General features: G+C 68.7%; 9 protein-coding genes. 7 read left to right on the top strand and 2 right to left on the bottom strand.

All coding sequences use genetic code 11. The features are described 5' to 3' along the window. Window positions 1-103 precede the first annotated feature (103 nt). Window positions 104-994, top strand: coding sequence for a C40 family peptidase (locus tag ACZ4M5_RS14830; RefSeq protein ID WP_467736670.1), 891 nt, complete (start codon window positions 104-106; stop codon window positions 992-994). Between the two features lie 64 nt (window positions 995-1,058). Here the strand turns inward: ACZ4M5_RS14830 and ACZ4M5_RS14835 are convergent, their stop codons facing one another. Both ACZ4M5_RS14835 and ACZ4M5_RS14840 read right to left on the bottom strand, forming a co-directional pair. Then, on the bottom strand, window positions 1,059-1,505 hold the full coding sequence (locus ACZ4M5_RS14835) for a hypothetical protein (RefSeq protein WP_467736672.1): 447 nt from the start codon (window positions 1,503-1,505) through the stop codon (window positions 1,059-1,061). A 377-nt stretch (window positions 1,506-1,882) separates the two neighbouring features. Beyond that, on the bottom strand, window positions 1,883-2,914 hold the full coding sequence (locus ACZ4M5_RS14840) for a hypothetical protein (protein WP_467736674.1): 1,032 nt from the start codon (window positions 2,912-2,914) through the stop codon (window positions 1,883-1,885). A gap of 394 nt (window positions 2,915-3,308) precedes the next feature. On the opposite strand from ACZ4M5_RS14840, the gene ACZ4M5_RS14845 reads away from it, so the two are divergent. The 6 genes from ACZ4M5_RS14845 to ACZ4M5_RS14870 all read left to right on the top strand — a co-directional run bounded on the left by ACZ4M5_RS14845 (window position 3,309) and on the right by ACZ4M5_RS14870 (window position 10,613). After that, on the top strand, window positions 3,309-4,070 hold the full coding sequence (locus ACZ4M5_RS14845) for a hypothetical protein (protein WP_467736676.1): 762 nt from the start codon (window positions 3,309-3,311) through the stop codon (window positions 4,068-4,070). Window positions 4,071-4,271: 201 nt separating this feature from the next. Further along, complete coding sequence (locus ACZ4M5_RS14850; protein ID WP_467736678.1) at window positions 4,272-5,087, top strand: SAM-dependent methyltransferase; 816 nt, start codon at window positions 4,272-4,274, stop codon at window positions 5,085-5,087. A gap of 168 nt (window positions 5,088-5,255) precedes the next feature. After that, window positions 5,256-5,876, top strand: a complete 621-nt coding sequence (locus ACZ4M5_RS14855) for a hypothetical protein (protein WP_467736680.1) — start codon at window positions 5,256-5,258, stop codon at window positions 5,874-5,876. A gap of 298 nt (window positions 5,877-6,174) precedes the next feature. Further along, complete coding sequence (locus ACZ4M5_RS14860; protein ID WP_467736682.1) at window positions 6,175-6,540, top strand: peptidase inhibitor family I36 protein; 366 nt, start codon at window positions 6,175-6,177, stop codon at window positions 6,538-6,540. Between the two features lie 179 nt (window positions 6,541-6,719). Next, entirely contained in the window at window positions 6,720-7,430 is a 711-nt protein-coding gene (locus ACZ4M5_RS14865; protein WP_467736684.1) for a hypothetical protein, read from the top strand. A 405-nt stretch (window positions 7,431-7,835) separates the two neighbouring features. Beyond that, a complete protein-coding gene (locus ACZ4M5_RS14870; protein ID WP_467736686.1) occupies window positions 7,836-10,613 on the top strand; it encodes a glycosyl hydrolase in 2,778 nt (925 codons plus the stop codon). The last annotated feature ends 30 nt before the right edge of the window (window positions 10,614-10,643 follow it).

Below are 10,643 nucleotides of genomic sequence, written 5' to 3' on the forward strand. Positions count from 1 at the left end.
GTCGGCAACAGGCGACGGTCGGAGCGTCGACGGTCACGGGCCGCGGCCAGCAGGCTGCTGTGCGACCAATTCTTCACCGCCTACAGGAAACGGGGGTCCTGGCATGGTCCGCCGGACCGGTCTCATCCGCACACTGATCGCCTTCATGGCCCTGATGTTCTGGGCGCCGGTGTCCGCCACCGCCGCGCCCGGCCCGGAGTCCGCGCCGCGGTCGGCCGCCGCTGCGTGCGGCGCCCTGGCGCCCGGGGCCTCCGCCGCTGCGGAGCGGGCGATCGCCGCCGCCTGCGCCGAGGTGGCGGCCGGCACCTGGTACACGTGGGGCGGCGGCCACGGCCCCCGACCGGGCGCCACCTATGGACAGGTCGACCCCACCGACCCCGACAGCGCGCACGACCCCGAGCGGCTCGGCTTCGACTGCTCCGGCCTGGTACGGCACGCCTACGCCAAGGCGGCGGGCTCCGACATCCTCGACGGCATCGCCAGCCAGCAGTACTACACGCACCGCGCGGCGGCCCGCTTCACGGCCGCACAGGGCCTCGCTCCGCTGCTGCCCGGCGACCTGCTCGCCTGGGGCACGCCGAGCGACCTGCACCACATCGCCATCTACCTGGGCGCGGGCAAAATGGTCGAGGCGAAGGAGTCGGGCACCCGGCTCATGGTCAGTGACGTCCGCATGAACGGCTACTTCGGAGCCGTCCGCGTCAACACCGGCCAGGTCACCGGTCACATCCACCAGACCTGGGGCACCGACGTGTGGACCAAGGCCAAGCCCTCGCTCGGCGCGGCACGCGTGTACGCCTTCCCGTACTCCACCACCATCCGGGTGCAGTGCCAGATCCACGCGGAGATGGTCAGCGCCGAGGGCTACGACAACGACGTGTGGTCGTACCTGCCGGACTACCGGGCGTGGGTGAGCAACATCTACATCAAGGGACCGGCGTGGCTCGACGGCGTCTCGGACTGCGGGACGGAGACACCCGTGCCGATGGTGTGATCGAGGCGCAGCGCCGCGCAGGGACCCGGACACCATGATCAGCGGTGCCCGGGTCCACGCGTCCTCAGCAGATGTCGAGGCTGTTGAAGTCGTAGGTCGCGTAGTCCGGGAAGCTGTAGATCTGGCCGTCCGCGGGGGCGTGGTACGAGTAGGTGGGCCCCCAGAAGCGGACCTGGGCTCCGCCGGTCTGGTTGTTGCGGGCGAACAGGGAGTCGACGAAGTTCGAGAGCGACCGCGTATCGCACTTGAACAGGTGGAAGATGCTGAGCCTGCCGTCGCCCTGGCCCACGGCCACGCAGGCGATCCCGGATGCCAGGGAGCACGTGATCAGCTCCGAGTTCCGCTTGTCGGCCGGCACGTCCCGCTTCACCCACTCGCCCGAGAACAACGGGGAGATCTGCGGTGTCCATGCGGTCGTCCCGGCCGCGCCGTCCTGCGCGGCCTGTGCCGGTGCCGACGCCGCCAGGGGAACGAGGACTGCGGCGATCATCGCCACGACCATCGCAGCCACCCGTGTTCTGATTCTTCTCAAGGTCATGTGATTCCCTCAGTAGTCGCAACCGATGCGGCCGTTCCGACGGCCGGATGCCGCCACCACGGCTGTTGCTGTTACTCGCCGGAGCGCCGGCTCTGCTCTGCTCCACCGTGCGCCGCAGCGGCCGGCGCTCCCCCGCGTCAGCGATCAGGACCGTAGTGCGGGCAAGGAGCGTCGCGACACTGACAGATGTCAGGGTGTGAACGGGCTCGCGACCGGCGTGACTTCACACGCGCAGTCAGGCACCTTCAGGCGGGGGCGCTGCAGGCGGTCGCGCGGGGACCCTGCACCTGCTCGTCGGCAGGGTCCCTGGTCGACGTCCGCCAGGCGATGGGGGCCTGCACCGGGCGGGCCTACCTCTCGTCGGGTTCGTCCTCGTCCCGAAGGCCCCTCGACGGGCCCCTGACGTTGCCCAGAACCCGTTTGCTCTGCTGGTCGACGAGGCGTGTCACGCTTTCCTGGGCGATGCCGAACATGAGGGCCCAGGCAAGGATCTGAGCACCGGAGTCCAGATCCGTCAGTCCCGGCACGAAGCCGCCCTGGATCACGAGCAGACCGAAGACCGCGGCCAGGGCGCCGACCGGCAGCCGCAGCAGCAACAGGCAGATGGGCACCATGTACGGTGTCGCGGTGCCCTGCATGTGGCGCAGGGACACGGCTCCGGCCAGAGCCGCCCCGCACAGCCCGAAGAACTCCACGATGAGTACGTCGGCGCCCTCCGGCGTCCCGTCGATCGGGCAGACCAGGTTGGTGTTCGGTCTGAAGCAGAGGTTCTGCGCTATCGCGCTCGGCTCGGCGTATCCCCAGAAGACGATGAGCCCGGCGATGAGGGCGGTGAGAAGGACCGAGGTCAGCAGGATGTTGCGGAAGCTGCGTGCTCTCGCCCTCTCCAGATCCTGGGCGTCGTTGGCGGCGCGCAAGGCCCGCACCGCGAGGTCCCGGAACCGGGAGTCCACGTCGTGCCCGTTCGAACGGAGCTGCAGCTCCAGTTCGTTGCGCAGCGGGTCCTCGTCACCGAGGTGCTGCTGCGCCCGCGCGAGCACCTCGCGGCCCCACCACGCCAGCTCCGCCTCCCCGGCGAGCTTCAGGATGGTGACCTCGGCGCGGTGGATGTTCGCCCAGGTGCGGTCCACGGCAGAGCCGGACAACAGGGACAGAGGGGTGTCCCTGCCGTTGAGAGCCTCCCGAGCTGCCTCGAGCTGAACCTTGGCCTTGTTCACGAGGCGCTGGCGTTCGCTCGACAACTCGCCGCGGGCCTCGATCGTGCCCAGGTCGCCCTGAAGCTCGGCGACATAGGCCGAGGCGCGCTGGTGCCAGGAGGACTTCCGCCTGCCCGCCACGTCTCCGTCTTCGTCAGGGATGATCCGCACAGGGGAATCCACCATGGTTCCGCCCTCCGCCGAGCGACCCGGAGTTCACCTCAACAGGGCTCTCACCTCCAATTTCCCGCCACACGGGCGTCAACGCAAGTCAGCGCCGAAGCGGGTTTCCCTTCCCTGTTCGTTCCGCTCGGCGTCCGCCCGGCGGCGGTGATCCCGCAGGCTCTGCTCGCGTTATTCGCGTAGGGACGCACCCCTGAGTCGACAGGGTGTTCATTTCGCCCTCAACATTTGATCCGGATACGATCCGGAATCTTCCCGCATGTGGACAAGGTGCAGGTCAGACAGGGTGCGAGTAATATCGCAAATGGAATTACCCAGCATTCTTGGGCAACGAGTTCGGGAAACTCGACACCCGAGCGGAATCACCATTGGAACACATCGGAAGAAGGAGCTGACAATGTCGGATCGCATACTTTTCTACGGCGCGGACAAAGGACGTGGGGTCGTCGCCGCCCTCGACGCCGCCAACCATCTCAGGGACGTCACCGTCATATCCGCGGGCAGCTTCGCCAAGGACTGGACCGCCTTCACCGGCCTGAGCGGCGATCGACTCCTGTTCTACAGCGCAACCAGGGGCGGCGGCGTCGTCTGCTCCGTCGATGACGACAACAACATCGCGGACGTCACCGTCATGCCCAACGGCAGCTTGGCCACCGACTGGACAGAGGTCACCGCGCTGAGCGGCGACCGCGTCCTCTTCTACGGCAAGTCCAAAGGACGCGGCGTCGTCTGCTCCATCGACGACGGCAACAACCTCGCAGACGTGACCGTCATACCCCCGGGCAGCTTCGCCAAGGACTGGACGGAGATCGCCGCGCTCAGCAACGACCGCATCCTGTTCTACAGCGCCACCAGAGGCCGCGGCGTCGTCTGCTCCATCGACGATGCCAACAACATCGCAGACGTCACCGTCATACCCCCGGGCAGCTTCGCCACCGACTGGACCCAGATCACCGCCGTCAGCGGCGATCGCATCCTGTTCTACGGCAGGTCCAAAGGACGCGGCGTCATCTGCTCCATCGACGACGGCAACAACCTCGCAGACGTCACCGTCATACCCCCGGGCAGCTTCGCCAAGGACTGGACGGAGGTCAGTGCGCTGCGTCCGCCGGAGGGCCGCGTGCGAGTCGGCCGCTCCGCGGAGCTGCACCACGCGTAGACCACCATTCCCTCACCGCGCCGGAGACGCACCGCGGCTCCGGCGCGGTCAACGACCGGGCCGCGTCCAGCGAGAGTGGTTCCGACGCCACCAACTGCTGGTCGGATGGGCCGGATAGCTGAACTGCCTTACGGAGCAGGGGGGTCAGGCAATACGTTATGCCCTGAACCCAATGCTTCGGCTGAAAGACAGACGGCAGACATGACCGACCACACGACCGCGTCCGGACCGGCAGGGCATCAGAACATCGACACCTCCGTGCCGCATTCGGCCCGCATCTGGAACTACTGGCTGGGCGGGAAGGACAACTACCCGGTCGACGAGCAGGCCGGCGACGCCTACACCGCCGTGTTCCCCGGCATCGTGACCATCGCGCGCAGCAGCCGCGCCTTCCTGCGCCGCAACATCACGTACCTGATCGCCGAGGTGGGCATTCGCCAGTTCCTCGATGTCGGGACAGGGCTGCCGACCGCCGACAACACGCACGAGGTCGCCCAGCGGATCGCCCCGGAGTCGCGGATCGTCTACGCCGACAACGACCCGATGGTGCTGGCGCACGCCCGGGCTCTGCTCTACTCCACGCCGGAGGGGGCGACCGCCTACGTCGACTCGGACGTGCTCGACCCGGACCGCATCCTGGCGGCCGCCGCGGACACGCTGGACTTCAGCCGGCCGACGGCCTTGATCCTCAGCAACATCCTGGGGCACATCGAGGACTACGACCAGGCGCGTTCGATCGTGACCCGTCTGATGGGAGCACTGCCGTCCGGCAGCTACCTCTCCATCAACGACGGTTCGCGAGGCATCGACCCGGTCTTCGAGCAGGCGCAGGACGGGTACAACAAGAGCGGCGCGGTGCCGTACACGCTGCGCACCGTCGACGAGATCACCTCGTTCTTCGACGGCTTGGAGCTCCTGGAGCCCGGCGTCGTATCCGTCCCCCAGTGGCGGCCCGACTCCACCGACCCGGCCCCGCACGTCATCGCCGAGCACGGCGGACTCGCCCGCAAGCCGTGATCAGCTGTCTGGCCATGGCGTGAAGTGACACGCCGCCGGCACGGTCGGCCTCCAGCCCGGGACACGCTGGATCTCCTTGCTGTTTTCCGCCCGGCGCCCGCACCATGTTCCTCCAGTGATCATGGTGCGGGCGCCGGGCGTCCGCACACGGGGGACGGGAGCCGACGCATGCGCTGCACAGCACGGAGACTCAGCGGGACCGCTCTGGCCACGGTGGTCCTCTCAGCAGGGCCGGCAGCCTGTACGGGCGGCAAGCAGGAGAGCGCCGGCCCGTGCACGGACGGGACATACGCCTGGTCGGATGTACAGCGCTCGGAGGAGCTGACCGAACTCGCCGACCCCATCCGGTTGAAGAGGAAGACGGCGTCCTACTCGGCCCGACTCAAGCCGGTCGGCGAGACCGGCGTGAAGCCCGAGGTGAACGTAACACCGCAAGGGGTCAGCGCTGCCGACGTGATCAAAGCCTTGGGAAAGCACCTCCGGGTGGAAGAGCCGCTCGCCGACCCGAGCGAGCGCGACGTGCCCGAGGAGCGTCTCGGACACGTCTTCGAGGCGGCGACCGGGGATCTCAAAGGTGCGTACTACTCGTGGGGTTACCGCAAGGCCGTCGAGGCCGACTTCACCTACGCCTGCGGCTCCGACACGCCGGTGAGGGGCCACGTCCGGACCTGGGAGGGGACCGGCTCCGGCTTCCTCCCCTGTTCCGACGACCCGTCGGAGCTCGAGAGCGGTCGCCAGGCCGCCCGCGAGCGCTGCCCCGAGGGATCGAAGGCGGTCAAGACATCCTGACCGGCCCAACCACACCCGCACCGACCGCCCCGCTCCACCGGCCCCGCCTCACGTGCGGTGTCACGCACCGTCCAACTATGGCTGGTTCCCCGGTACATAAGGCCGCTGCCCGCTGAAAGTCTTGGCCCGACGGTCCTCCCGGTGCGCCGGCGCGCTGGACGGCTCGCCACCTGGTGGGCGACGCATCGCGCAGGGAATCCCGACCGGCATTCGCCTGCGCGACACGTCGCGACCGTCTCGGCGCCATCTCTCCCCTCGTGACCGCTGAGCAGAGCGGGCACCGATCGAAGGACGGAATATGAAACGGATGGTCTCCAAGGCCGGTGTCGTATTAGGTGCTGCGGCGCTTGCCGCCACCGCGCTGATGACCGCCGGCCCCGCCAACGCGGCCTGGTCCGACTGCCCGTCCGGTGCGCTGTGCGCGTATCTGGGCACCGGCGGCGCGGGTGACCCCGGAACGGTCTACGGCAACAACACCAACCTGCTGCAGTACAACAAGTTCAACAACGCGGAGTCGCTGTACAACAACGGGAACAACTGTGACGTTCGCGTCTACTCGGGCCTGAACTACACGGGTTCGGTCGCCGTGGCCCAGCGGGGTTGGACGTACTCCCCTCTGTACAGCCCGTGGAAGGACAACGTCGCCTCCAACCGCTGGTGCTGAGCCGATACCGCGGGCGGTTCCCTCACCTGGTGCTGATCACCGCACTGGCCGCGGCCGGTTGCTCCTTCTCGGAGGAGCCCGGCCGCGCGCTCGCACCCCCCGACGTCCGCCCGCTCTCGGGAGCCACCGCGGTGAGTCACGCCGACTCGGTGCGTCTGCACGACCGCACGGAGCGAGCCGTGACCGCCTGTATGACTGGCCGTGGCCAGGAATACACGGCACAGCCCGCCAACTCCTCGGCACGCAGCGCGGAGACCAACCCGTACGGACTGCTCACCCCGCAGCGGGCCGCCGCGGACGGTTACGGCATCGTCGGCGAGTACCTTCACCTGCGATCCACTCCGCCACCCGTCGAGAAGCCGCGCTCGAAGGCTTGGCAGGAGGCCCTGACCGGAACCCCGGAGCGCCGGGTGACGCTGCGACTCACGGGCGGGACCACGGTGCAGTACTCGGCGGACGGTTGTGTCGCCCGCGCGAACGCTGAGGTGTACGGACCGAAGTGGAACACGCTGGAGCCACTCACCATGAAACTGGCGAACCGGGTGCTCGCCACCGTCGAGGACGATCCGGCCTATCGTGAGGCGCTCCGGCGCTGGTCCGCCTGCATGACGAACGCAGGGCATCCCGCGACGGACCTCCAGGCCGCGCGCGCACCCCTCAACTCCCGTCTCAAAACGGCTGCGCAGGACGAGCAGCGGCTGCGAGCGCTCGGCCGCGACGAGATCACGGCAGCGAAGGCCGACGCCCAGTGCCAGACCGAGACCGAACTGGCCAAGACCATTGCGGGCGTCCAGCGAAGGGTCGAGGGCAAGCTGCTCACTGCGGAGGACCGCTCGACCATCGCCGGCTATCGGCAGGCCAAGGAACAGGCACTGCGCGACGCGGGCTGATGAGTGGCCGACGCCCGGACGGCATGCGGCAAGGCGGCGACCGGGCGGGGCGAAGCCGGTGCCGGGCTGGACGGCGCACGGTCACGGAGCCCGATCGTCTCGTGCGGCTTCGGGCCGACGCGAGAATGTGGCGAGCACGCCACCCATCTCGCCGGCGGCGGACGCGTTGGCGGCCCCCCGGGTGCACGACGAGTAGAGCGGCAACCCCCTGGTCACTGGCGTCTGAGCGCAGCCGCAGCGATCGCATGAGAGCTTCGTCGTCAACCTGCGAAGACATAACGGATGCGATGCGCCATCAACTACCGGTTGTGTTCAGGCCATTGACACCTCCATTACCCAGCATTTACGTTCCGGCCATCTGAGAGCGCTCTCAGACTCCCCTCCTGTGAAGACTTGAGGTGCCGCATGCCATCCCCACACTCCAGACGGGCAGCGATCCTGCTGCTCGCCCCAGCCCTCGCCGCGTTCGGTCTCGGCCCCGCCGCCACGCCGGCGGCCGCGGCCACCGTGCCCGTCGGCTCGGGCAGCTACTCCGACACCCGGCCGTCCGGCACGTCGGGCCCCACCACCAACACAGGAACGCCGGTCACGCCCAAGGTGACCGCCGCCGCGCGGAACCGGGCCGTGCCCACCAACGACTGGTGGTCCTCCCTCGCCTTCCAGCGCTACGGCGACAACCCGTGGTCGACCCCCATGTACGGGCACCCCCTCACCTACCAGGCCACGTCCGGCGGGCTCGACATCGGCTACCCGACCTCCCCCTCGATCGTCGGTGACGGCCGTCAGTACGAGTACGCCCACAAGCGGGACCTCACCATCGGCCTGAGCGGCCTCAACTCGCCCGACACCAAGGCCGACGACTGGTCCGACTGGACGGTCACTCCGCTGTGGTCCGACGGCACCCGTACCCTGCGCACCACCATCGGCCACGGCTCCCCGTTCGTCTACGCCAAGGGCACGGGTGGCAACGCGCAGATCACCACCGCCGGCGCACCCACGGTCTTCAGCGACCAGGGCAACGTCCTCGGCATCACCGTCGCCGGGCATCACTACGCCCTCTTCGCGCCCACCGGCAGTGACTGGAACGTCTCCGGCTCCACCGTCACCGCGGGCCTGGGCTCCAAGGACTACTTCTCCGTCGCCGTACTGCCGTCCACGGGCGCGCTCGCGACCTTCAAGAAGTACGCCTTCAGCTTCGTGACCGACTCCAAGGTCGCCTGGAGCTACTCCGGCGGCACGGTCAGAGCCACCTACACGCTCACCACGGAGGCGAAGGAGGGGACCGAACGGGGCACGCTGCAGGCGCTCTACCGCCACCAGTGGCTCAACACCTCCGACGCGCTGACCTCCTACACCTACGTCTCACCCCGCGGCACCATGAAGGTCCGCGAGTCGGCCTCCTTCACCACGAGCCAGAAGGCGGCGGCGGTACTGCCCGGGCTGCCGAAATCCAGTGGCGTGGACGCGGCCCGGCTGCGCGGCTACCTGAACGAGGTCGTGAACGCCTCCGACCCCTTCTCCGGCGCCACGGACACCTACTGGACCGGCAAGGCGCTCGGCCGCCTCGCCCAACTCGTCCCGCTGGCCGAGCAGATCGGTGAGACCGGCACGCGCGACCGTCTGCTCGGGCTGCTCAAGGGCAAGCTCCAGGACTGGTTCACCGCGGGTGGCGCCAACGAGTTCAGCTACGACAAGGACTGGAAGACCCTCACGGGCTATCCGGCTTCGTACGGCAGCGACACCGAGCTCAACGACCACCACTTCCACTACAGCTACTACGTCTACGCGGCCGCGATCGTCGCGCAGTACGACCAGGGATGGGCCGCCGACTCCGCATGGGGCGGCATGGTCAAGACCCTCGTGCGAGACGCCGCCAACCCCGGCCGCACCGACACCGCCCTCCCCTTCCTGCGCGGCTTCGACGTCTACGCCGGCCACAGCTGGGCCTCCGGCCACCAGGGCTTCGCCGCCGGCAACAACCAGGAGTCCTCCTCCGAGTCCACCAACCTCAGCGCGGCCCTGGTCCTGTGGGGTTCCGCCACCGGAGACACCTCGCTGCGCGACCTCGGCACCTACCTGCTGACCACCGAGTCGGAAGCGATCGCGCAGTACTGGTTCGACGCGGACGAGCAGGTCTTCCCCTCCTCCTTCAACCACGACACGGCCGGCATGGTGTGGGGCAGCGGCGCGGCCTATTCCACCTGGTGGACCGCCAACCCCGAGGAGATCCACGGCATCAACGTCCTGCCCGTCACCGGTGGTTCACTGCACCTCGGCGGTGAGAAGGCCGCGATCCGGCGCAACATCGCCGAGATGGAACGGGAGAACGGCGGCCCCGCCGTCGAGTGGCGCGACATCCTCTGGGAGTTCCAGTCCCTGGCCGACCCCGCCTCGGCCAAGTCGAAGTGGGACGCCGGCAACGCGAACTACACGCCGGAGCAGGGCGAGTCCAAGGCGCACACGTATCACTGGATCAACACGCTCGACGCGATCGGCGCGCCGGATGCCACGGTGACCGGCGACCTCCCCACCTCGGCCGTCTTCTCCAAGGGGACGACCCGTACCTACGTCGCCCACAACCACGGGGCGTCGGCGCGGACCGTCACCTTCTCGGACGGGAAGACCCTCTCCGTCCCGGCTCGCTCCACCGCGAGCACCACGGGGTCGGGTTCCTCGGACCCCGACCCGGATCCCGACCCGCCGACGGGGAACACCTTCCAGCTGCGCAGCGGTGGAGTACTGACCACGGCGACCGGTGGCACCTCCGGCAGCGACACGATCGCCTCGGGCGGCGGCGCCAACCACGACGGCACGCCGTACCAGCCTCTCGTCTACGAGGTCCGCGGCGTCAACGGCACTCTCACTCCGGGTGCGGGGACGACGTTCCGGTTGCAGGTGGACGCCGGCACCACCGTCGGCCTCGGCCAGCAGGCCCGTGTCAGCTACGACTTCACCGGTGACGGGAGCTTCGACCGGACCGAGACGTACAACTACTTCGCCACCGACCCGGTCGCCGGGTGGGAGGAGTACGCGCAGACCCGCGGCCTCAAGGCCTCCACAGGCACCCTGGGCAATCTCAAGGGTGGAACCGTCCGCCTGGAGGTCTGGAACGCCATCGGCAACGGCACCTCGAAGCTCCAGACCGGCACGGACAAGTCCGTGGTGGTGATCCCCTACAGCTGACCCGGCGCACGAGGCTCGTGCGGCGGGTGA

It is taken from the genome of Streptomyces sp. NPDC026246, assembly GCF_055567995.1.

Excerpts from the sequence above, each read along its gene's own strand:
- ACZ4M5_RS14830 (WP_467736670.1), top strand. The coding sequence starts at position 104 with ATGGTCCGCCGGACCGGTCTCATCCGCACACTGATCGCCTTCATGGCC.
- ACZ4M5_RS14840 (WP_467736674.1), bottom strand. The coding sequence starts at position 2,914 with ATGGTGGATTCCCCTGTGCGGATCATCCCTGACGAAGACGGAGACGTG.
- ACZ4M5_RS14845 (WP_467736676.1), top strand. The coding sequence starts at position 3,309 with ATGTCGGATCGCATACTTTTCTACGGCGCGGACAAAGGACGTGGGGTC.
- ACZ4M5_RS14850 (WP_467736678.1), top strand. The coding sequence starts at position 4,272 with ATGACCGACCACACGACCGCGTCCGGACCGGCAGGGCATCAGAACATC.
- ACZ4M5_RS14855 (WP_467736680.1), top strand. The coding sequence starts at position 5,256 with ATGCGCTGCACAGCACGGAGACTCAGCGGGACCGCTCTGGCCACGGTG.
- ACZ4M5_RS14860 (WP_467736682.1), top strand. The coding sequence starts at position 6,175 with ATGAAACGGATGGTCTCCAAGGCCGGTGTCGTATTAGGTGCTGCGGCG.
- ACZ4M5_RS14870 (WP_467736686.1), top strand. The coding sequence starts at position 7,836 with ATGCCATCCCCACACTCCAGACGGGCAGCGATCCTGCTGCTCGCCCCA.